Source organism: Rhodococcus sp. F64268, from assembly GCF_023015605.1.
Taxonomy (GTDB): domain Bacteria; phylum Actinomycetota; class Actinomycetes; order Mycobacteriales; family Mycobacteriaceae; genus Rhodococcus.
Window position 1 is genome coordinate 135,800 of sequence record NZ_JALKAI010000006.1, and the last position, 22,526, is coordinate 158,325.

The window sequence follows — 22,526 nt, forward strand, 5'->3', positions numbered from 1 at the left end:
TGAGCGACTTCCGGCCCCGGTCGTGCTCCTAGCGCAGTAGCGAGGTGCGCCCGCTCGACCACGCAGACATCACATGCTCGGCGAACCTGTCCTCGACGAACCCGAACGCGCGGATCCCGAAGACCACGTCTGCGGCGAGCGAGGGCTCGCGGGCCAGCAGATCACCTACGACGTCGGTGCGGAGTACCAACTCGTGTACCGCGTCCGCGTGAACGTGCTCTTGGTAGAACTGCAGGCACGGCGCCGGCGCTCCGAGGCGAACCAGTGCCTGGACCAAACGTTTCGAGCCGGGCGATGACGTGATCTCCGTGGCGGCGAGGTGTCCCACGGCCGCTCCTCGGAGAGCTCTGTGGAGTCCGAACATCGACATGAGGTTGACGAGCATCAGGGTTTCGGCCGGGACCTGGTCGATATAGCCGAGGTAGGTCGAATCGAGGTCTGCGGCATCGAGGAGGTCGGCGAACAACTGCGCATGTATCCGATCTCCGCGACCGCCCCCGTACTCATCGAACTCGACAGCAACGAAAGACGCTTTCGATTGCCCGGTCAATCGTGGGATCGCCCACGCATGTGGGTCGGCCTCCTTGAGGTGGTAGAGCGATCGATGCATGAAATACTCCTGCATCTGCGCCCATGTGCCCTGTTCGAACAGGTGCCACGAAGGGCCCGTTCCGGTTTTCGGCTCGATTGCGAGCGCATCCATCTCGCCGACGGCGTCGTCGCCGGGGGCGATTCGTACGCGCAGTTCCGCGAGAAAGAGTCGCTCGAGCTGCGCACGCAGTCGCAGGAGATCCGGCTGCCATTCCCAGGAGTCGTCCACCGTGGAGAAACCCTGGTAGTGAAGTTCGTAGCAGATGTAGAGCGTGAGTTGCAGGTCGTGCCCGAAAGGATCGACGGTCGTGTCGGGCTCGGGTAGTTCCACGCGATCTTCGGGGTCGGATGAGAGCGCGATGATCACAGCATCCGACAGGGGGCCGCGCGCCGCGGGTAGCAAGTGCGCGTGGAGTTCACTGGTGGACCGCATGTATTCACGCTATCGCGGTGGAGGCACATCTTCGACCGAATGCTCACGATCCCGCTGATCGGCCGGCCCCCGCGACCGTGAGGGTCTCGTCACCCGGCGCGCTGCGGTCTCGCGCGCACCGAGCGTCGACCCCTCGCGGTCAGCGGCCGGACCGAAAGAGCGAGCGCAGACCCGGCCGCGGGCGCCGCGTCGACACTGCGGTGGTGCTCTGATCGCAGGTGCAGCGGTCGGTGGCGGGCACGGACCGCATGACGGCGTCGACATGCTGTCCGCAACCTCCCCATCCGGTCTTGTTGCAACGGGAACAGGCGACGGGATAGCACATGAGGAACCTCCAGGAATGATTCGTATGGTCAGGCAGCGGAGTGGGATTCGGCCCAGGCGTTGTATCCGCCCAGCAGGTCCGAGACGTTGGTGAAGCCCTGCGCACGCAACAGCGATGCCGCGACACTCGAGCGCCACCCGCCCGCGCAGTGCACCACGATGGGCTTGTCGTCCGGAACCTGATCGAGCCGGCCTCGCAACTGCGCCAAAGGAATCGGAACCGAACCTGCAATCGATCCGGAAGCGCGCTCGCCGGGATTCCGGATGTCGACGAGGGTCACCGAGTCGGCTGCGAGCAATCGATCGAGATCCTGGACGCTCGTGCGGGGGGCGGTCTCGATCAGCGCGGCGAGTTCTTCGGGGAAGATCCCGTCGTGATCGACGTTCAGATAGCCTGCGGCGCCGTCGGATCCGATCCGGGCCAGACGCATCGCCGCGTCCTGCTCCTCGCCGGGATAGGTGATGAGCACGATCTTCTCGCCGACCTCGGCGACCATTCCTCCCGTTTCGGCGAAGCGTCCGTCGAACCCGACGTTGACCGAGCCGTGTAGGTGGCCGGCGGCGAAGTCGTCGACACCGCGGGCATCGAGGACTCTCGTGCCGGCGATGAGTTCGGTCTTCACCTGCGCAGGTGTGAGTTCGGGGATGGCGTGGTCCTGGGCGAGCAGGGGATGGACACGCTTGTTCATGGCGGCATCGACCGAGAAGTACGCCGGAGCCGCGGGCTGGCCGTCGGTGATCATGGTGACGAACACATCCTCGCTCATCGGCTGCACCGAAGGGTTGGACGCACGCTGCTCGCCGATGGTGGAGGTCAGCTCGGTCGACAGGTTCTTCCCGCACGATGATCCTGCGCCGTGGGCGGGCATGACGACAACCTCGTCAGGCAGGGACAGCAGCTTGTCGTGCACGGTGTGATACATCGCGCGCGCCAGGTCGGTGCTCGATCCCTCGCCGAGGTTGACCAGGTCGGGGCGACCGACATCGCCGATGAACAGTGAATCGCCGGTCAGTACCGCGCTGGGTGTGGCTCCGGGCCGTTCGCGCAGCAGTACCGAGATCGATTCCCAGGTGTGTCCGGGTGTGGCGATGATCTCGAGTTCGACCTCACCGAGAGACAGCTTCTCGCCGTCGCTCAGACGACGGATCGGGTAGTCGGTTTCCGCGGCCTCGCCGAATCCGATCCAGGCGCCGGTGGCGTCGACCAGTTCGAGATGGCCGGAGACGAAGTCGGCGTGGAAGTGCGTATTGATGACGCCTTCGATGATCAGTCCGTATTTCGTTGCGTCGCCTAGGTATTCGGTGATGTCACGGCGTGGGTCGACAACGACCGCGCGGCCGGTGGTTTCATCGCCGATCAGGTACGACGCGTGGGACAGGCACTCGATGTAGTACTGCTCGAGAATCATCGCTTCCTCCGAGGTGTGGTTGCCGGGTGGACTCCCGGGGGTGTGTAGACAGATTGGCATATACCCCCTAGGGTATGTCAAGTACCCCCTGGGGTATCCAGAAATTCCTCTAGAAAGGCCCCCCATGACCGCCTTCTCTGCTGCCACCCTCTATCCGGCCGAACTGCTCGAGCTGATGGAGTCCGGCAAGAACATCCGAGTCATCGATGTGCGCACCCCCGGTGAATTCGACACCGTTCACATCCCCGGCGCGTACAACGTTCCACTGGATCTACTGCGTGAGCATCGTGACGAGTTCTGTGCACATCTCGACGAAGATGTCGTGCTGGTGTGTCGCTCGGGTCAGCGTGCCGTGCAGGCCGAAGAAGACCTGCGGGCTGCGGGCCTGATCAACGTTCATCTCCTCGACGGCGGCATGCTCGGCTGGGAAGGGGAGGGGCTGCCCGTCAATCGCGGTGCGAGCCGGTGGGATCTCGAACGGCAGGTACGCCTGGTGGCAGGCTCGATCGTGTTCGGCTCGGTACTCGCCAGTGTCGCGGTGCCCAAGCTGAAGTGGTTGGCGGCCGGGATCGGCGGGGGTCTCACCTTCGCTGCTCTGTCGAATACCTGCGCAATGGGCATGGTGTTGTCGAAGCTGCCGTACAACCGCGCGGCCTCGTGTGACGCACAATCCGTCGTCGCTCGGCTCACCGCGGCGAAGACCGTCTCCGCCGAAAGGAACTGATCGTGATCGCGCTGACCGTTGCGCTGGCAGTTCTCGTCGGCGTCACACTCGGATTGCTCGGCGGTGGGGGATCGATCCTCACCGTTCCGTTGCTTGCCTACGTTGCGGGCATGGATGCGAAGGAAGCCATCGCCACATCGCTGCTCGTTGTCGGTGTGACCAGTGCGGTCGGCGCGATCTCCCACGCACGTGCGGGTCGCGTGCAGTGGCGCACCGGTATCTTCTTCGGTTTGGCCGGGATGGTCGGTGCGTACGCGGGCGGTCTGCTCTCGCAGTTCATTCCCGGTACCGTGCTGCTCCTCGCGTTCGCTGTGATGATGGTTGCCACTGCGGTGGCAATGTTGCGTGGTCGCAAGAACAAGTCGGCCGGAGAGGGGGGAGCGCATACGATGCCGATCGGCAAGGTGCTTGTCGACGGGGTGGTCGTCGGTCTGGTCACCGGGCTCGTCGGTGCCGGAGGTGGCTTCCTCGTGGTCCCGGCGCTTGCCCTTCTCGGCGGACTGTCCATGCCTCTCGCGATCGGAACCTCGCTGATCGTCATCGCGATGAAGTCGTTCGCGGGCCTGGGGGGATACCTGTCGGCCGTGCAGATCGACTGGCGTCTGGCCTCGATGGTTACCGCTGCGGCGGTTCTCGGCAGCCTGATAGGCGGCAGATTGACCTCGATGGTCGATCCTGATGCCCTGCGCAAGGGCTTCGGCTGGTTCGTCCTGCTCATGTCATCGGTGATCTTGGCCCAGGAGATTCATCCGGCTGTCGGCGTCGCGGTCGCGGTACTTACTGGCACTGCCGCCGCCACTATGTACGCGTGCGCCCGTCGTGAGTTCTGTCCGCTCCGGCGGCTGCTGACCCGGCGCGGTGCTCACGCAGTGGTGGGATGAGCGATGAACATGCCCCCGCAATACCCTGGGGGGTACAATGGTCAGAAACTGGAGACAGGAGCATTGCCATGGTTGGAGACGAAGAAAGCATCGCGCTTGTACTCAACCGGTTGCGTCGAGCCCAAGGGCAACTTGCCGGCGTGATCTCGATGATCGAACAGGGTCGTGACTGCAAGGACGTCGTTACTCAGCTCGCGGCAGTGTCCAAGGCCCTGGATCGCGCGGGATTCAAAATAGTCGCAACCGGCCTACAAGAATGCCTGACCAACGAGAATGAGAACGGCAAAGAGCCGATGAACGTGGCCGAACTCGAGAAGTTGTTCCTGGCCCTGGCGTAGGACGCCGGTCGGTCACTGGCGTGGGACGCCGGTCGGTCACTGGAGAGGAAGGATGACGAACATGGATCTTGCACTGTCGACGACACTTCGCGCGCCGTTTGCCGAAGCTGTAGAGCGCACTCGTAAAGCACTGTCCGAACAAGGTTTCGGCGTTCTCACCGAGATCGATATGCAAGCGACCTTGAAGTCGAAACTCGACGCGGATCTGGAGGACTACACAATCCTCGGCGCCTGTAATCCGCCGCTTGCGCACCGGGCAGTCACCGCGGATCCGCAGATCGGGTTGCTGTTGCCCTGTAACGTCGTGGTCCGCCGCGACCGCACCGACCCCGCGACCGTCGTGATCGATGCGATGAATCCGCAGCTGATGGTTCAGTTCGCCGATGAGGACGGACTTCGCGAGGTGGCGAAGGCTGCCACCGTCGCGTTGCAGTCGGCGATCGATTCGTTGTCGGCCGACGAGGCGAGCTGACAACTCTTGCTGCTGGCGATCGAGCTGGACCTGTGGTCTTCCCGACCGCGGGTTCGGCTTTCGCGATTCCGATTCGGAAGGTGTAGCGCGCCTTGCCGCACCGTGTCGAACGGGTGTGCGCCGTACCCGAGCCTTGATGTCGGCGGTCGCGAACTCTTCGGCAACCCGGAATCATTCGATGTTCGGGTTCGATGAGGGCGCTGGCGAGTCTGTGGCACTGGGGAGTAATGGCCTGGTCATGACAGTTGGTAGGGATCCACCGTGAGAATGGGGAGGGTCACGGGACGTGTCTGGGATCGCCACCACGCGGTCGTGGCCTGCGCGCGCAGGGCGTAGACGGTGCGAGAGATGGCTGCCGGGTCGCGTAGTTCTTCGCGCGCAGCAGGATTCTCGTAGAAGTGTTCGACCGCTGCGTCGATGATTTCGGGGGCGATCCGGAACGGTCGTCGGTCGATGGCCACGCTGGTCCGACGCTCGCGCGGTCGCGATGGGTGGGCGTGACCATCTATTCGTTTGTCGATGTGCGTCCACAGACGCGGTACTCGGGAGGAGATGATCGCGTGGTGGTCCTCTGCGAGTTGGATGATGAGATTCTGGTGATGGGTCTTGCGCAGGTAGGAGCAGATGCTGTCCCAGGGAACCCATGCATCGTTGGCGTAGCCGCGTAGGTGGATGCCGTCGTGGCGTATGGCGATGTAGCCGGGGCGGACGCGACCGGAAAGCATCCCGACAGCGACGCCGGCTTGCCATCCGCATGTGACAGTAAGCAGGAGTATCCAGGTCGCGATCTCGTGCTGTATCGAGTTGAATACACGGTCCGCGCGGACCTCGCTGAGTCTCAGGAGAAAAACGATCCCGGCGGTGAGGGCCGGCAGCGCAACGATCATGGCGAGGTTGTAGATCAGTCGAGACTGACGCAGTACGAGGGCCGGTACGCCTTGGTCGGTGCCGACGCTGATTTCTCTCAGTCGGGTTCGGGGACTGTGCATGAGAAGACACATGATCGGGGTGAGTCCGAAAAACACCGCGAATGCCAGCGCTGCGACCAGGTCGTCGGGGAATGGAATCTCGGGCGGTGGATGCAAACCGGTCTGGAACCTCGTACCGAGGGTGACGACCACACCGGTCGCAGCGCCGAACGTCAGCAGCCAGGCGGTTACGAAGTGGAAGTAGATCGTGAGGGTTCCGTACACTCTCGTTCGGACAGGGGGATCCGGGTGCATCGACAGGTCCTCAATTTTCATTGAATAGGCCTCCTATTGTGGCGGTGCCGAGATCGCCCAACGCGGCGAATGCTTCGCTCCGCTCGCTGCCACCGGCCGCGAATGTGCTGAAGACATTCGCCGAAGCGTCTTCGTAGAGATGGTCGACGCCTCCTGAGGCGATGATTCCGGCGATAGTTCCGGCCACCGCTCCGCCGAGGGTGCCGAGCCCGGGAACCGCTGATCCGAGTATTGCTCCTGCGGCAATCGAAGCCGCGAGGCCGGCGGAGTTGGAAACGACGGCTTGTTCGAGTGATTCGCCACCGCCGTAGTAATCGACACCGACACCGGCGACGAGGCCCAGCGCTCCCACGCCGACGGCCATCCGCCCTGGAACGTCCGCGAGCTGTGCGTGGCGTGTAGTGGTTGCGGCGAGGTCGTCGGCGGTGCCCTGAGCTGCCCCGTAGAGCCGCCGAACTCGGAATTCAGATGCTGTGGGCACCAGCGAGTCTGTGGCATTGGGGAGTAATGGCCTGGTCATGACAGTTGGTGGGGATCCACGGTGAGAATGGGGAGTGGTACGGGTCGTGTCTGGGATCGCCACCATGTCTTGGGTGCGTGGGAGCGAAGGGCGTCGACGATGCGTGCGATGGCCGCGGCGTCGCGCAGTTCGTCGCGGGCGGTGGGGTTTTCGGTGTACCGGTTGAGGGCTGCGTCGATGATTTCAGGAGCAATACGGTAGCGGCGACGATCGGTGCTGACGGTGATGATGGGCTTGCGTGGCCGTGACGGGTGAGCATGAAAGGTGTGGCGCTTGTCGATGTTCATCCACATGCGCGGCACGCGGGAGGAGATGACCACTCGGTGCTCGGGTCCGATGTGGACCCTGGCGAACAGGCTGTCGCTGTTGAACAAGTATGGACTGACGCTGTCCCAGGGCACCCACGCATCGTTGACGTACCCTCGTATCCGAATCCCGTCATGCCGAATGGCGATGTAGCCGGGACAGATACGACGAAGCGCCATCAGGGCAACGACTCCCACCTGCCAGCCCGAGACGATGGCGATCATCAGTGTCCAACCTGAGGCAAACGGGTGGGGTCCAGGGCCGAATCCGAGATTCACCGTCATGATCAGTACTGCGGTGGCTGCGGCGAGTTGCACGACGGACAGGATGTAGATCAGCCCGGACTGGCGCAGCATGAGGGCGGGAACATCCTGGTCGGTGCCGACGGTGATGTCGGCGAGCCGGGTTCGGGGACTGTACATGAGGAAGCCGGAGATCGGATAGATGACAGAGAAGATCCCCATGGTCAGCACAAGTAGTGTCATTTCAGGCAGGACCGGGTGTCGGCCCCGGAGAGTGTTCTCGATGACCGCCCCGATCAGGAGTCCGAGGGTCATGAGTGTCCAGTAGCCGGTGATCAGGAACGCGCCGTAGACCAGTCGGCTTCCGTATGCTGCGAATCGGGTGTGTTCGTCAGAATGCATTCGTGTGTCCTTCTCTTACCTCACCAGCCCACGGACCGCGACCCCGAGATCTTTGAGAGAGAGTGCGGCTTCGACCAATTCGCTGCCGCCGGCGTCGAGTGTGCTCATGATGCCGGCCGAGGAGTCTTCGTAGAGATGGTCGACCCCGCCTGAGGCGAAGATGCCGACCACTGTCCCGGCCAGCGCGCCGCCGAGGGTGCCGAGCCCGGGAACCGCTGATCCGAGTATTGCTCCAGCGGTAATCGAAGCCGCGAGGCCGGCGGAGTTTGAAACGACGGCTTGCTCGAGTGATTCGCCACCGCCGTAGTAGTCGACACCGACACCGGCGACGAGGCCCAGCGCTCCCACGCCGACGGCCATCCGCCCTGGAATGTCCGCCAGCTGTGCGTGGCGTGTAGTGGTTGCGGCGAGGTCGTCGGCGGTGCCCTGAGCTGCCCCGTAGAGTCGGCGCACCTCGTCGTACGGCGTCCCGTCAGGTAGGTCGAGCACATACTGCATCGACTGCAGAGATTGCCGCGTGAGACCGGCGGCCCTTTCTGTGAGACCTTGCACCGTCTTCTTCAATTCTGCGGTCAGGTAGTCGAGCCCGGTACTGGTGGTGAACGACGCGGCCCACACTTCACCCGCCCATCGGTTGGCGACTGCCGCCACCTCACGCGCCCAGCGTGCGTGAATGTCCTGCGCCGCGGCTGCGGCGTCGTTGTACGCGCGGAGGACGGTCTCGTCGGAATCGGGAGCGGGATCGGCAATGGTGTTGCACACCACGGACAATCCAGCAGCCGCGGCTCGATCACAGAGCTCCGCCATATCGGCGAGCACCGAAGTCAAGGCGGCGGCGATCTGATCGAACCGACCTGCAACGTCGAGGACCTTGTTCTGGAAGCCGTCGATGGAGTGGACGAGATCAGTGGCCATTCGAAGGAACTCCTCGGACGCATCACCGTCCCACGCATCGCCGGCGATCCGACGGGCGGCGGTTGCGTCGTCCCCTGTGCTCTCGACAGCGGCCGCAAGACTTCGGCGGGCCCAATCTCCGATCCGGGCGATGTCTGCGGGATCGCCGTCGATGAATGTGTTGATCGGCATCGGATCACTCGCCTATGTCGGACAGGCGGGCCACGAGGTACGTAGCAGTGTCGTCGTCGGTTCGGCGGTATGCGGCCGCGCATCCGCCGAGAACCATCCCACTCGAACCGAGCGTCGCGACGAGACCGGTGAGGTCGGCGGCTACCTGCGCGAGCATTCCGGTGAGTGCGCCCGTCGCGGCACCTGCGCGCACCGAATCGGGGAGATGTCGACCGATGTCGGCTGCAGCATATGCCGATACTTCGTATCGTTCTGCGGCACGGTCGAGTTCGTCGGGATCGACGTACAATGTCATCGCGTGGGCTGCGGCGTCGGTGTGTTCCCGTTATGGTTCGCGCCCCGGCGTTCGTGCTCGGGGATCTCTATGTCGAGCACGAGTACGTCCCACGAGTACACCTCGCGCAGTCGTGGGAGTACCTGCGCGGGAACGACAAGCCAGGGCTGCATGTCGCCGCAGCAGGACGCCAGACGATCGAGGGCCGTGTAGGCGAGCAAGGCCATGCGACCGTCGCTGAGGTATCTCAGATCGACGACGGCATCAGCCGGGTCGGAAACCGCCTGGGCGCACGGAAGATACAGATACGGCGGTAGCACCGATGGTGCGTCGGTCACGACGATCCCCCCCATGATCGTGTCAGCAAATGCTCGACCCCCCAGGCCGAACACGTCGACGCCGACAATAGCAAGCGCTATTCCCGACCCGGCAACGTGACGCGGTACGTCGGTGTGCGCTCGAGGTGGCAAGGGCTACCGAAAACGCACGTGTGTGGCTACGCGCCCTGCCAGACCGTGTCGAACGGGGTGTGCGCAGACACGCGACCCTTGATGCCGTTCGTGACGAAATCCTTTGCGGCCTTCACTGCCTCGGCTACCTCGGTGCCCTTCGCGAGCTCCGCGGTGATGGCAGCCGCGAGCGTGCATCCGGCACCGGACACACGCTCGTTTCCGACCTTCGGCGCGGTCAGGAGGGTGACATGCTCGCCGTCGAACAGGACATCGACCGCTTCGTCGCCGGGCAGCTCCACGCCGCCCTTCGCCACCACGTACTTCGGGCCGAGATCGTGGATACGGCGCGCCGCTTCCGTCAGGTCTTCGACGGACTCGATGGACTCCATCCCCGACAGTGTCTGGGCTTCGAACAGGTTCGGGGTGATCACCGTTGCGTGCGGCAGGATCTGCCGGCGCAATGCGTTGTCGGTGTCGAGTGCAGCACCGGGTTCCTGACCCTTGCAGATCAGGACTGGATCGAGCACCACGTGACGCCAAGAGGATTTGCCCAGCCCATCCGCGACGACGTCGATGGTTGCGGGTGTGCCGAGCATTCCGATCTTGACGACATCCAGGTCGTGCGCGGACGTGGCGGCCTCGATCTGATCGGCGATGACCTCGGCGGGAACCGGGAAGAAGCGGTGTCCCCAATTGTTCTTCGGATCGAACGAAACGATGCACGTCGCTGTGCCGACGCCATACACCCCGAGCTGCTGGAACGTCTTGAGGTCGACCTGCAGGCCTGCGCCGCCGGTTGCTTCCGACCCGGCGATGACATATGCGAGATCGACCACTGTACGTTCTCCGTTCGAAATCGGGGAGACGAAACCCGAACTGTCTCGTCGAACGACCAGATTACAACCGACGACCGGACGCCCGTCGATCACGTCTCTCCGAGCGTCCACACGGTCCCGCGTGTCACCTGCTGACGAGCTGCGATGCCACGGCAGTGCCCGCGGCGACGACGCCGACTGCCGGCCAGGCCCCGAGTTGCTTCGCCAAGGGATGGGACGCGCCGAACGCGCCCACGTAGGTGGCGACGAGCGCGGCGGTGCGGGCAGGACCGCTCGTGCGTGCCCACTGTGTCCCACACACGGCGCCGACGACGCCCAGCACAGCGCCCCCGAGCGGACGATTGCCTGTGCGGCGTGCGACGGCGTAGCCGCCGACGAGTCCGCCTGCGGCGAGGGCGGACACGGCGGTCTTGTTCAGGGCCATAGGATCTCCTTACGGGGCATTCGTCCAGTTTTCCCTTCACGGTAACCCCAGCGCGAACTCGGCCATCGTCACCGTCTCGGTCTAGGTGATCGAGCGGCGTCACTCGTGCCGGAGTTCTCGGACGCGCTCTAAGGTTCTGGATATGACGGCCTTCGACGACCTCGACGACTACCTTGCGCTGCCTCGTGTCACGAGGCTCGTGATGTCGCCCGACGGCACCCGGCTGATACTCGCACAATCGACCCTCGACGACACGGGCACCTCGTTCGTCGGTGCGCTGTGGGAGATCGACCCGGTGGGCGGTGAACCCGCTCGCCGGCTGACACAGGGAGAGAAGGGGGAGTCGAACCCGACTTTCACCGCGCGCGGCGATCTGCTGTTCACCGCGACCCGGGGCGGGGAGGACGAGCCGCCCTCACTGTGGCGTCTCCCCGCGGCCGGTGGTGAGGCCGAGAAAGCGGTCGCTCGCAGCGGCGGGGTTGCGGGAGTGCATGCTGCCACGCGCGGAGACCGGATCGTGCTCACCGCGAACGTGCTCGGCCACAGCGACACCGACGACGAACGCGTCCGCGCCGCCCGCAAGGACCGCAAGGTCTCGGCCGTGATGCACACCGGCTACCCGGTGCGGTACTGGGACCACGATCTCGGCCCCGACCGTCCGCACCTGCTCACCGTCGGCGCCGACGGCGAGCTCACCGACCTGACACCCGGTGTCCGGAGTTCACTGCGCGACGCACAACTCGACGTCGCCGCCGACGGCTCGTTCGCGGCGTCCACCTGGATCGTGGCGGGGCCCCTCGCCTCCCGACGCACGACGCTCGTGCGGGTCGACCTGACCACCGGACTGCGCACACCGCTCGTCGACGACGACACTGGTGACGCAACGCACCCGGTGCTGTCGCCGGACGGGACGAAGCTCGCATATCTACACGAATCGCTGAGTGATCCGGACACACCGCCACAGATCACACTGCGCATCCTCGATATCGCCGACGGCGTCACCACCGTCGAAGCACGTGACTGGGACCGCCGACCCACCTCGATCGCGTGGTTGCCCGATGGTGCGGGTCTCGTACTGACCGCCGACGAGAAGGGGCGAGGCCCTGTCTTCGTGCTGCGGTCCGGAGCTGATCGTCCGGAACAACTCACCCTCGACGACGCCGCGTACACCGATCTGTCCGTCGCGCCGGATGGCGCGACGCTGTTTGCGTTACGTGCCTCCTGCGAGGCGCCGCCGCACCCCGTGCGTGTAGCGCTGACCGGGCCCGACGCCGGAACGGTGACGCCGCTGCGGGCACCCGCGGAACTACCGGACCTACCGGGGCGACTCACCGGCGTCGTCGCGACGGCCGACGACGGCACACCCGTGCGCGGCTGGCTGGCCCTCCCGGACACCGCGACGGCGGATGCGCCGGCACCGCTGCTGCTGTGGATCCACGGCGGGCCGCTGAGCAGCTGGAACACGTGGTCGTGGCGATGGAATCCGTGGCTGTTGGTCGCGCGCGGCTACGCGGTGCTGCTGCCGGACCCGGCGCTGTCGACCGGATACGGCGACAACTTCATTCGCCGCGGATGGGGTCGTTGGGGCAAGGAGCCCTACACCGACCTCATGGCGATCACCGACACCGTCGAGGCCCGCCCTGACATCGACGCCGCGCGTACCGCCGCGATGGGCGGCTCCTTCGGCGGCTATATGGCCAATTGGGTTGCCGGACATACAGACCGCTTCCGCGCGATCGTGACGCACGCGAGCCTGTGGGCGCTCGACCAGTTCGTACCGACCACCGACGTCGCGTGGTACTGGCAGCGTGAGATGACCCCGGAGATGGCCGTCGAGAACTCGCCACACCTGTACGTCGCCGACATCGTCACCCCGATGCTCGTCATCCACGGCGACAAGGACTATCGCGTCCCGATCGGAGAAGCGCTCCGCCTCTGGTACGAGTTGCTCAACGAATCCGGTCTGCCCGCTGAGGACGACGGCTCCACAGCCCACCGTTTCCTGTATTTCCCGAACGAGAACCATTGGGTGCTCAGCCCTCAGCACACCAAGATCTGGTACCAGGCAGTCGAGGCGTTCCTGTCCGAACACGTCCTCGGCACTCCGATCGAACTGCCGGAGATCCTCGGGTGAGTCCGGAGAACCGGACAGGAACGTCGCGCGAATGCACGCCGACGCCGCGTTGGTGGCGGATCGGAGTGTGTGCGGTGCTTCCGGTTCTCGTCGGCGCTGCGTGTGTGGTGTTGCTGGGTGCGCAGCTTCAGCCGGTCATGCCGTTCATAGTTGTGATCCTCGTGGGTTGGGTATTCGTCGTGCTGGGGTCCGTGTGGCTCGCGCTGGCACTGATCCGGCTGTGGCGGTATCGGCCGGATCGTCGCCTGTGGATCACGCCTGTGATTGTTGTTGCGACAGCCCTCGTGAGTGCGCTCGGCATCCCGTCGTGGATCGGGTGGCAATTGTCGAAAGGGGAGCTCGAACAGCGCGCGGGCACCTGCGAGCCAACCCTCGAGGACATGCGCGTCGGTGTATACGACGTGCACAGGGTCACGTCCGGGCCGCGTGGTTGCCACTTCTATACCCGGGGCGGGCTGTTCAATTCGGTCGGAGTCGCGCACCTACCGCACGGAACCGACAAGATCGGGAATCCGGAAGCAGAAGGCGACATCGGCTACCGGCACTTCCACGACGATTGGTACACCTTCACCGCGATCGACTTCTGACTCGGGTCGTGTCCTGGTGATTTGTGCCATCCGCTTACGATTGTCTGGTGACCAGTGCGCCAGAGAACTCGCAGAACCCCGCCGACGCCCTCCCGAAGAGCTGGGACCCCAGTGCAGTCGAGGAGGCCCTGTATCAGGGCTGGGTAGATGCCGGGTACTTCGAGGCCGACCCGGCGAGCGACAAGCCCGGGTACTCGATCGTGCTGCCGCCCCCGAACGTCACCGGCAGCCTGCACATGGGCCACGCGCTCGACCACACACTGATGGATGCCCTCACACGCCGAAAGCGTATGCAGGGCTACGAGGTGCTGTGGTTGCCCGGTATGGACCACGCCGGCATCGCGACGCAGACCGTGGTCGAGAAGCAACTCGCCGCCGACGGCAAGACCAAGGAAGACCTCGGTCGGGAACAGTTCATCGAGAAGGTGTGGGACTGGAAGCGCGAATCCGGCGGCACCATCCAGGGCCAGATGCGCCGTATCGGCGACGGCGTCGACTGGTCCCGCGACCGTTTCACTATGGACGACGGCCTGTCCCGTGCCGTGCAGACGATCTTCAAGCGGATGTACGACGACGGCCTCATCTACCGCGCCGAACGACTCGTGAACTGGTCGCCCGTGCTGCAGACGGCGATCTCCGACATCGAGGTCAAGTTCGAAGAGGTCGAGGGTGAACTCGTCTCCCTGCGCTACGGCTCGCTGAACGACGATGAGCCTCACGTGATCGTTGCGACGACCCGTGTCGAGACGATGCTCGGCGACACCGCGGTGGCGGTTCACCCCGACGACGAGCGCTACAAGCACCTCCTCGGTACGACCCTCGAACATCCGATCACCGGACGGCAGATTCCGGTCATTGCGGACGAATACGTCGACCCCGAGTTCGGCACCGGTGCCGTGAAGATCACTCCGGCTCACGACCCCAACGACTTCGAGATGGGACTGCGGCACAACCTGCCCATGCCCACCATCATGGACAAGACCGGCAAGATCGCCGACTCGGGAACCCGATTCGACGGCATGGACCGGTTCGAGGCCCGGGTCGCGATCCGCAAGGAGCTTGCCGAGCAGGGCCGCGTTGTCGCAGAGAAACGTCCTTACCTGCACAGCGTCGGACATTCGGAACGCTCCGGCGAGACCATCGAGCCGCGCCTGTCGATGCAGTGGTGGGTCAAGGTCGAATCCCTGGCCAAGGCCGCAGGTGATGCCGTGCGCGGCGGCGACATGGTGATCCACCCCCAAAGCCAGGAACCGCGTTGGTTCGACTGGATCGACAACATGCACGACTGGTGCATCTCGCGCCAGTTGTGGTGGGGTCATCGCATTCCGATCTGGTACGGCCCCGATGGGGAGGTCGCCTGCTTCGGCCCCGACGAGACTGCCCCCGAAGGGTGGGAACAGGACCCGGACGTGCTCGACACGTGGTTCTCCTCGGGTCTGTGGCCGTTCTCCACGATGGGCTGGCCGGCCAAGACACCCGAACTGGACAAGTTCTATCCCACCAGCGTTCTCGTCACCGGATACGACATCCTGTTCTTCTGGGTCGCCCGCATGATGATGTTCGGCACCTATGTGTCCGGCGACGAAGCGCTCGACGGGGGCGAGGGCGGCAAGGTTCCGTTCAAGGACCTGTTCCTGCACGGCCTCGTCCGCGACCAGTTCGGCAAGAAGATGTCGAAGTCGCGCGGCAACGGCATCGACCCCCTCGACTGGGTCGACCGTTTCGGCGCCGACGCTCTGCGCTTCACTCTCGCGCGCGGCGCGAACCCCGGTAGCGATCTCGCTGTCGGTGAGGATCACGCTCAGTCGTCGAGGAACTTCGCGAACAAGCTTTTCAACGCCACCAAGTTCGCCCTCATGAACGGGGCGGTCATCGGGGAGCTTCCCGCCCGCGACGCCCTGACCGATGCCGACCGGTGGATTCTCGACCGGCTCGAGCAGGTGCGCGCCGACGTCGATGCAGCTTTCGACCGCTACGAGTTCTCCAAGGCGTGCGAGACGCTCTATCACTTCGCGTGGGACGAGGTGTGCGACTGGTACCTCGAGCTCGCCAAGGTTCAGCTGGCCGAGGGCAGCGTCCACGCCGACGGCACCAAGACCGTTCTCGGAACCGTCCTCGATGCGCTGCTTCGGCTGCTGCATCCGGTGATCCCGTTCGTCACCGAAACCCTGTGGAAGGTGCTCACGGGTGGGGAATCGGTCGTGATCGCCGACTGGCCCGCTGCTGCAGGTGTCGCGGCAGACGCGGACTCGTCCCGCCGAATCGGGGATCTGCAGAAGCTCGTCACCGAGATCCGTCGTTTCCGTAGTGACCAGGGTCTCAAGCCGTCGCAGAAAGTCGCGGCCCGTCTCGCGAATATCGACGCCGCGCAACTCGACGCCCAGGTACCTGCTGTGCAGTCGCTCGCGCGTCTGACGTCGCCCGAGGAAGGCTTCAGCGCGTCCGCATCCATCGAGGTGCGCCTGAGCCGCGCGACGGTCACCGTCGAACTCGACACCTCGGGGACGATCGACATCGGTGCGGAGATCGCGCGACTGCGCAAGGACCTCGCGGCAGCGGAGAAGGAACTTGCCGGCACCACAGCGAAGCTCGGCAACGAGGCGTTTCTGTCCAAGGCACCTGCCCCCGTCGTGGAGAAGATCACGGGACGAAAGCAGATCGCCGAAGAAGAGATCGACCGCATCACCGCGAGGCTGAAGGAGCTGGGACAGGCGTGAGCGCCGACAACGCGGGAGTTCCCGAGCGTCCGGGAACACCGTCCCCGGTCGATCTTGCGGAACTCGCACTGGTCGAGGCCGAGCTCGACAAACGGTGGCCCGAGACGAAGATCGAGCCGTCCCTGACACGGATCTCGGCGTTGATGGACATCCTCGGTTCGCCGCAGCTCAACTATCCGTCGATCCATGTCGCAGGGACGAACGGCAAGACGTCGGTGACGCGGATGATCGATGCCCTCCTGACCCGGATGCAGCATCGGACCGGTCGCACCACGAGCCCGCACCTGCAGATCGCCACCGAACGGATCAGCGTCGACGGTGCGCCCATTTCGCCGCGCACCTACGTCGACACCTTCCGCGACATCGAGCCGTACGTGCGGATGGTCGACGAACAGTCGGAGGCTGCAGGCGGTCCGAAGATGAGCAAGTTCGAGGTCACGACTGCGATGGCGTTCGCGGCGTTCGCCGACGCTCCTGTCGACGTCGCGATCGTCGAGGTGGGCCTCGGTGGACGCTGGGATGCGACCAACGTCGTCACCGGTCAAGTAGCCGTGATCACCCCGATCGGTATCGACCACACCGGGTATCTCGGGGAGACACTCACCGAGATCGCGGGGGAGAAAGCCGGAATCATCAAGAAGGCTCCCGAGGACGGCCTCGTCCCCCGCGACACCGTCGCGATAATCGCGCAGCAGGAACCCGAAGCGATGGACGTGTTGCTGCGGCAGGCCGTCGAGGCGGACGCCGCGGTTGCCCGGCAGGGTTCGGAATTCTCGGTAGTGCGCCGCGCTGTGGCGATCGGTGGCCAGCAGATCGACCTGCAGGGACTCGGGGGGCTCTACACCGACATCTTCCTGCCGCTTCACGGCGAGCATCAGGCGTTCAATGCGTCGCTCGCTCTTGCCGCCGTCGAAGCGTTCTTCGGTGCCGGCCCCGACAAGCAGCTCGACGTCGATACGGTGCGTGACGCTTTCGCGTCGGTCGTCAATCCGGGCCGGCTGGAGCGGGTGCGAAACGCCCCGACGGTCTTCCTCGACGCTGCGCACAACCCGCACGGAGCTAAAGCTCTCGCCGCGGCCCTCTCCGACGAGTTCGATTTTCGTAAGCTCGTCGGCGTCGTCAGCGTGATGGCGGACAAGGACGTCGCGGGACTCATCGAGGCACTCGAGCCGGTGTTCGACGAGATCGTCGTGACGCACAACGGTTCGCCGCGCGCCATGGATGTCGATGATCTCGCGAACGTCGCAGTCGCGCGTTTCGGTGACGAACGCGTCGTCACCGCAGCAAACCTGGCCGACGCGATCGAGACCGCCATCGCGATCGCAGAGGAAGTCGGCGAGCCGGGCGAAGCGGTGTCGGGCGCCGGTGTCGTCGTGACCGGTTCGGTCGTGACTGCCGGAGCTGCGCGCACACTCTTCGGAAAGGACCCTGCGTGAGTAACGACAATGCCCGGCACAACGAGAGTTCGGGTTCGAGCGAGGACGCCGTGCGCGAGGGGAACGCTGCGAACGCGGAGTTCCTCCCGCCGACAACCGATCCGTGGAAGGGATTCCGCGGTGTGATGGCAGGCACGCTCGTGCTCGAAGCGATCGTCGTGCTGCTGGTGCTCCCGGTGATCGCGACGCTCGGTGGCGGACTGACGGCCGTGTCGACCGGATACGTCGTGGGGCTCGCAGTGTTGATGTTGCTCGGCGCGGGTGTCCAGGGACGGTCGTGGGCAATCCCATTCAACATCGTGCTGCAGGTCCTGACGGTCCTCGGTTTCTTCATCGACCTTGCGTTCGGCGCGATCGGTGTTCTGTTCTGTGTGGTGTGGGCATACATCCTCTACCTGCGTAAAGACATCAAGGACCGTGAGCGGCGGGGTCTGCTTCCCGGCCAGCGTGGCTGAACCACTACGCTGTCTTCGTGACTGAGCGGACCCTGGTACTCATCAAGCCCGACGGCGTTGCCCGCCGTCATGTCGGAGAGATCCTGTCGCGCATCGAGCGCAAGGGACTGAACATCGTGGCTCTCGAGCTGCGCACCGCCCCCGCGGACATCGCGGCGGCCCACTACGCGGAGCATGAGGGCAAGCCCTTCTACCCGGGTCTGCTCGACTTCATCACCGGTGGCCCCCTGGTTGCGGCAGTGCTGGAAGGACCGCGTGCGATCGCCGCGTTCCGGCAGCTCGCCGGAGGCACCGATCCTGTCGAGAAGGCAGTCCCGGGCTCGATCCGCGGCGACCTCGGGCTGGAGGCGGGGGAGAACCTGGTGCACGGCTCCGACTCTGTGGAGTCGGCCGAGCGCGAGATCGCGCTGTGGTTCCCCGCACTCGTGTCCGCGTAGATCCGGCCCTTTCGAATGTGCTCGGCGGCGCCCTTCGGGGCGCCGTTGGCGTATCTGTACATGTCTGTGTGGGATACTGGGGGAGGTTGTACCGCACGAGCCCGCGCGGCACGACCGAAGACATCACGGATCGATGCCCGACATCGCTGTGGCCGAGGAACGCAGGAGATACCTCGCTCGGCCGCACGCTGGATGCACCGGCGCTCGATCCGCGATCTAATCAGGCATCGCTCGGCCGTGCAGTGAAAACGGGCACAGGACGACCGAGTGATGCGCGACCGGAAGAACTCGCGCTTACTGCGCGAGTACACAAGCAGCGCCCCCGTGTGGCCGCTCACATCGCCATTCCGCGGTGATGGACGCGCCCGGGGGTCTTAGGAGACTTACGTGGCCGATCAAGAGCCGCAGGAAAACAACTCGACCGAGGCGAATGCCCTGAACTTGCCCGCGAAGATCCGCGTGCATGCTCTCGCCAAACTCCTCGGGTTGACCAGCAAACAGGTGATGGCGAAGGCCGCCGAGCTCGGTACCGAACTGCGCAGCGCCCACTCGACCCTTCCCCGCGAGGCTGCGGAGGAATTGCACAGCGCGTTGAGCGGCCCGGCCGAACAGGCCCCTCCGGCGCCGACGCCGAGTGACGTCTCGGCGCCCGATGACATACCGGTGCCCACCGAAGCGCCGGTGCCCACCGAAGCGCCGGAAGCCGCAGAGACACCGGTAGCCGACGAATCGACCACTGGCCACACCCTCGAACTCGACGATACGAAGGACGCCGCGGCGACCGAGCCCGTTGCCGCGCCGTCCGTGGGCGGCCCGACCGGATTGTTCACCTCTCTCGAGCAGGACACACCACTGTTCGAGATCCCCGAACCCGTGCCCGCCGACCCGACCGAGCAGGTCGCAGCCCCGCTGTTCCTTCAGCCCGAGGTTCCCTCGGCGGAGGAGGGCGAGAATCGTCCGCGTCGCCGTCGGGCGCGTCGTGGAACTGCGGCGCCGGTTGCCGACGAGGCGGCCGCGTCCACCGAAACCACCGCCGAAGCTGCGCCGGAGACCGGAGCGACTGCCGAGCCGACGGAGTCCGCTCCGGCCGAAGGACACGACGAGCAGGACGACCATCCGCGCCGCCGCCGCCGTGGTCGGCGCGGACGTGGGCGTGGACGTGGTGACAGCGCCGAGAACGAGCAGCAGGACGGCTCCGCGGAGCAGTCCGAGCGCGAGCATTCCGAACCGGCGAAGTCCGGCGACTCCGAGAGCGACAGCAGCGAGGAGAAGGCTGCGCCCGCCGTGGAGCCCGCTGCGGATGAGACCGCTGCAGACGGTGCGGCGGACAGCAAGCCGGAGGAGTCCGAGGACACCTCGGGAGACGACGACTCGGGAGACGAGGCCCAGGGAGACGGCACCTCGCGCCGCCGCCGTCGTCGGCGACGCAGGCGCGGCACCGGTGACGGCGCCGAAACCGTCTCGGAGGACGATCCGCCCAACACTGTCGTCCACGAGCGCGAACCGCGCACCAAGGCGAGGGCTGCGAAGGACGAGGTTCAGGGGATCAGCGGGTCGACCCGCCTCGAAGCCAAGCGCCAGCGCCGTCGCGACGGTCGCGAGGCCGGGCGGAGGCGCCCACCGATCCTCACCGAGTCGGAGTTCCTCGCCCGTCGCGAATCGGTCGAGCGCGTGATGGTCGTCCGAGAGAAGGTCGACGGACCTCACATCGGCATGACCCAGGTTGCCGTGCTCGAAGACGGCATCCTCGTCGAGCACTTCGTGACGAGCGCGGGGTCGGCGTCGATGGTCGGCAACATCTACATCGGCCGGGTCCAGAACGTGCTTCCCTCGATGGAAGCCGCCTTCATCGACATCGGTCGCGGCCGCAACGGTGTGCTGTACGCCGGCGAGGTCAACTGGGAAGCGGCAGGCCTCGGTGGTCAGTCCCGCAAGATCGAGCAGGCTCTCAAGCCGGGCGACCAGGTGGTCGTGCAGGTGAGCAAGGACCCGGTCGGTCACAAGGGTGCACGTCTGACAACCCAGATCAGTCTCGCCGGACGATTCCTCGTGTACGTGCCGGGTGGGTCGTCGACAGGTATCAGCCGCAAGCTGCCCGACACCGAACGGAAGCGTCTCAAGGACATCCTCCGTGAGATCGTCCCGGCCGATGCCGGCGTGATCATCCGCACCGCCGCCGAAGGCGTCAGTGAGGACGAACTCGCACGCGACGTTGCTCGTCTGCAATCGCAGTGGGAAGCGGTCCGAGAACAGGCCGACAAGGTGCAGTCCGACGGGTCGGGCCAGCCGAAGGCTCTGTACGAGGAGCCGGACCTGCTCGTGAAGGTTGTTCGCGACCTGTTCAACGAAGACTTCTCCAAGCTGGTCATCGAAGGTGAGAAGTCGTGGAACACCGTCGAGAGCTACATCCGTACCGTGGCGTCCGACCTGCTGCCGCGAGTGGAGCGTTACCGGTCGGAGTCGACGGTGGATGTCTTCGGTGCGCATCGGATCGATGAGCAGCTCGCGAAGGCACTGGACCGTAAGGTGTGGTTGCCGTCCGGTGGCACCCTCGTCATCGACCGCACCGAAGCGATGACCGTGGTCGATGTGAACACCGGCAAGTTCACCGGCGCGGGCGGCAATCTCGAAGAGACCGTAACCCGCAACAATCTCGAAGCTGCCGAAGAGGTCGTGCGGCAGATGCGCCTGCGCGACATCGGCGGCATGATCGTCGTCGACTTCATCGACATGGTGCTCGAGTCGAACCGCGACCTGGTGTTGCGTCGCCTCACCGAGGCACTCGGTCGCGACCGCACCCGGCATCAGGTGTCCGAGGTGACGTCGCTCGGTCTCGTCCAGATGACGCGGAAGCGTCTCGGGACCGGACTGGTGGAGGCGTTTTCCACGACCTGTGACCACTGCCAGGGACGCGGCATCATCGTGCATTCCGAACCGGTCGAGGCGAAGCCTGCCGAGGAGTCCGGACGGTCGTCGCAGGGCGGAGGGTCGCGCCGCAAACGTGGACGAGACAAGAGCAACCAGCAGCAGGACGTCGTCGCCGAACCCGCCGCCGCGTCCCCGGCGCACGTCCCCGACCCGGAGGAGGCCGCGAAGCGCGCGGCCCATCCGGTGGCGTTGGCGATGGCTGCCCACCAAGCGCACGACAAGCCTGCCGACGACACCAAGCCTGCCGACGACACCGAAACGACCGCCGTGTCGACACCGCAGGTCGACACGGCTGCCGGCGAGCTGCTCGCCGATGCCGTGGTCTCACAGAACCAGGAGGCCGAGACGGTCGAGACGAAGGAGCACGCCTCCGGGGTTCGCGGCGAGTCCGTGTCCGATCTCACAGAGGAACGAGAGCTTCCCGCGAAGTCGGTGGAGCCGGAACCCAGCGAGGAGTCCGAGCCGGTGACGAGCGCCCCTGAGACGACAGAGCAGGAGGCGGTTGCGGAACCCGAGATCGGACAGTCCGCGTCGACTCCGCGCCGTCGGCGTGCCCGCAGGGTTTCGCGGCCGGCAGCGGCACCGGTCGAAGATCGTGCAGGTGAACCCCGGGTGTTCGTGATGTCGGTGCCCACGCCTGAAACCACAGCGGAGGCCCCGTCGCCCGAGCACGCCGCGCCGACGAACGACGGAACGCCCGACGTGGAGATCGTTCGTCGTCCCCGTCGTCGTCGTGCGGCGGGGCGTCCTGCGGGACCGCCGGTCGACGCCGAGGTGTGACATGCTGGGGCCGGGTCGACCCGCGTCGACCCGGTCCCGCCCGCACCTGGTTTGACCCTGGTAGTCACCTTCCCGTAATCTTGCACAGTCGCTACTCGGCGATACAGCCCAGCTG

Annotated in this window: 22 protein-coding genes; 11 read left to right on the forward strand and 11 right to left on the reverse strand. The window is 65.3% G+C overall.

Translation table 11 applies throughout. The features are described from left to right. Positions 1–28 precede the first annotated feature (28 nt). The 3 genes from MWU77_RS16640 to MWU77_RS16650 all read right to left on the reverse strand — a co-directional run bounded on the left by MWU77_RS16640 (position 29) and on the right by MWU77_RS16650 (position 2,757). Positions 29–1,024: an iron-containing redox enzyme family protein gene (locus MWU77_RS16640; RefSeq protein ID WP_169688587.1), complete on the reverse strand. Its 996-nt coding sequence runs from the start codon at positions 1,022–1,024 to the stop codon at positions 29–31. A 139-nt stretch (positions 1,025–1,163) separates the two neighbouring features. Next, a complete protein-coding gene (locus MWU77_RS16645) occupies positions 1,164–1,349 on the reverse strand; it encodes a hypothetical protein (protein ID WP_169688588.1) in 186 nt (61 codons plus the stop codon). 28 nt (positions 1,350–1,377) lie between these two features. Continuing rightward, entirely contained in the window at positions 1,378–2,757 is a 1,380-nt protein-coding gene (locus tag MWU77_RS16650) for a rhodanese-like domain-containing protein (RefSeq protein WP_169688894.1), read from the reverse strand. A gap of 124 nt (positions 2,758–2,881) precedes the next feature. On the opposite strand from MWU77_RS16650, the gene MWU77_RS16655 reads away from it, so the two are divergent. The 4 genes from MWU77_RS16655 (at position 2,882) to MWU77_RS16670 (ending at position 5,172) form a co-directional block, all read left to right on the forward strand. Then, complete coding sequence (locus MWU77_RS16655) at positions 2,882–3,481, forward strand: rhodanese-like domain-containing protein (RefSeq protein WP_169688589.1); 600 nt, start codon at positions 2,882–2,884, stop codon at positions 3,479–3,481. A gap of 2 nt (positions 3,482–3,483) precedes the next feature. Continuing rightward, positions 3,484–4,362, forward strand: a complete 879-nt coding sequence (locus MWU77_RS16660) for a sulfite exporter TauE/SafE family protein (protein WP_169688590.1) — start codon at positions 3,484–3,486, stop codon at positions 4,360–4,362. 68 nt (positions 4,363–4,430) lie between these two features. Next, positions 4,431–4,700: a metal-sensitive transcriptional regulator gene (locus tag MWU77_RS16665; RefSeq protein ID WP_169688591.1), complete on the forward strand. Its 270-nt coding sequence runs from the start codon at positions 4,431–4,433 to the stop codon at positions 4,698–4,700. Between the two features lie 61 nt (positions 4,701–4,761). Further along, positions 4,762–5,172, forward strand: coding sequence for a DUF302 domain-containing protein (locus MWU77_RS16670; RefSeq protein WP_169688592.1), 411 nt, complete (start codon positions 4,762–4,764; stop codon positions 5,170–5,172). 236 nt (positions 5,173–5,408) lie between these two features. On the opposite strand, the gene MWU77_RS16675 is transcribed toward MWU77_RS16670, so the two are convergent. From MWU77_RS16675 to MWU77_RS16710, 8 genes are all read right to left on the reverse strand, one after another. Beyond that, complete coding sequence (locus MWU77_RS16675; RefSeq protein ID WP_247274271.1) at positions 5,409–6,416, reverse strand: hypothetical protein; 1,008 nt, start codon at positions 6,414–6,416, stop codon at positions 5,409–5,411. Continuing rightward, positions 6,406–6,876 carry a hypothetical protein gene (locus MWU77_RS16680; protein WP_247274272.1) on the reverse strand — a complete coding sequence of 157 codons (471 nt, stop codon included), beginning with the start codon at positions 6,874–6,876 and terminating at the stop codon, positions 6,406–6,408. Before MWU77_RS16680 ends, MWU77_RS16675 begins: the two co-directional genes overlap by 11 nt. A gap of 35 nt (positions 6,877–6,911) precedes the next feature. Continuing rightward, complete coding sequence (locus tag MWU77_RS16685; protein WP_247274273.1) at positions 6,912–7,865, reverse strand: hypothetical protein; 954 nt, start codon at positions 7,863–7,865, stop codon at positions 6,912–6,914. A gap of 15 nt (positions 7,866–7,880) precedes the next feature. Continuing rightward, the gene (locus tag MWU77_RS16690) at positions 7,881–8,951 is read right to left on the reverse strand and encodes a hypothetical protein (RefSeq protein WP_247274274.1); all 1,071 of its coding nucleotides are present in this window, start codon (positions 8,949–8,951) and stop codon (positions 7,881–7,883) included. Positions 8,952–8,955: 4 nt separating this feature from the next. After that, on the reverse strand, positions 8,956–9,246 hold the full coding sequence (locus MWU77_RS16695; protein WP_247274275.1) for a hypothetical protein: 291 nt from the start codon (positions 9,244–9,246) through the stop codon (positions 8,956–8,958). Beyond that, positions 9,243–9,563: an SAV_915 family protein gene (locus MWU77_RS16700; RefSeq protein WP_247274276.1), complete on the reverse strand. Its 321-nt coding sequence runs from the start codon at positions 9,561–9,563 to the stop codon at positions 9,243–9,245. Before MWU77_RS16700 ends, MWU77_RS16695 begins: the two co-directional genes overlap by 4 nt. A 158-nt stretch (positions 9,564–9,721) precedes the next feature. Then, positions 9,722–10,513 carry a bifunctional hydroxymethylpyrimidine kinase/phosphomethylpyrimidine kinase gene (gene thiD, locus MWU77_RS16705; protein WP_247274277.1) on the reverse strand — a complete coding sequence of 264 codons (792 nt, stop codon included), beginning with the start codon at positions 10,511–10,513 and terminating at the stop codon, positions 9,722–9,724. 124 nt (positions 10,514–10,637) lie between these two features. Then, positions 10,638–10,937: a hypothetical protein gene (locus MWU77_RS16710; RefSeq protein WP_247274278.1), complete on the reverse strand. Its 300-nt coding sequence runs from the start codon at positions 10,935–10,937 to the stop codon at positions 10,638–10,640. Positions 10,938–11,079: 142 nt separating this feature from the next. Here MWU77_RS16710 and MWU77_RS16715 point away from each other — a divergent pair, with 142 nt between their 5' ends. The 7 genes from MWU77_RS16715 (at position 11,080) to MWU77_RS16745 (ending at position 22,411) form a co-directional block, all read left to right on the forward strand. Then, the gene (locus MWU77_RS16715) at positions 11,080–13,071 is read left to right on the forward strand and encodes an alpha/beta fold hydrolase (RefSeq protein ID WP_247274279.1); all 1,992 of its coding nucleotides are present in this window, start codon (positions 11,080–11,082) and stop codon (positions 13,069–13,071) included. Then, complete coding sequence (locus MWU77_RS16720) at positions 13,068–13,658, forward strand: DUF2231 domain-containing protein (protein WP_247274280.1); 591 nt, start codon at positions 13,068–13,070, stop codon at positions 13,656–13,658. Before MWU77_RS16715 ends, MWU77_RS16720 begins: the two co-directional genes overlap by 4 nt. A 44-nt stretch (positions 13,659–13,702) precedes the next feature. Next, positions 13,703–16,375, forward strand: a complete 2,673-nt coding sequence (locus MWU77_RS16725) for a valine--tRNA ligase (protein ID WP_247274321.1) — start codon at positions 13,703–13,705, stop codon at positions 16,373–16,375. Continuing rightward, positions 16,372–17,811, forward strand: coding sequence for a folylpolyglutamate synthase/dihydrofolate synthase family protein (locus tag MWU77_RS16730; protein ID WP_247274281.1), 1,440 nt, complete (start codon positions 16,372–16,374; stop codon positions 17,809–17,811). The genes MWU77_RS16725 and MWU77_RS16730 overlap by 4 nt, the downstream gene beginning before the upstream one ends. A gap of 125 nt (positions 17,812–17,936) precedes the next feature. After that, positions 17,937–18,266 carry a DUF4233 domain-containing protein gene (locus MWU77_RS16735; RefSeq protein WP_169688895.1) on the forward strand — a complete coding sequence of 110 codons (330 nt, stop codon included), beginning with the start codon at positions 17,937–17,939 and terminating at the stop codon, positions 18,264–18,266. A 17-nt stretch (positions 18,267–18,283) separates the two neighbouring features. Next, positions 18,284–18,703: a nucleoside-diphosphate kinase gene (gene ndk, locus MWU77_RS16740; RefSeq protein WP_169688606.1), complete on the forward strand. Its 420-nt coding sequence runs from the start codon at positions 18,284–18,286 to the stop codon at positions 18,701–18,703. A gap of 387 nt (positions 18,704–19,090) precedes the next feature. Continuing rightward, positions 19,091–22,411 carry a translation initiation factor IF-2 N-terminal domain-containing protein gene (locus MWU77_RS16745; protein WP_247274282.1) on the forward strand — a complete coding sequence of 1,107 codons (3,321 nt, stop codon included), beginning with the start codon at positions 19,091–19,093 and terminating at the stop codon, positions 22,409–22,411. Positions 22,412–22,526 lie beyond the last annotated feature (115 nt).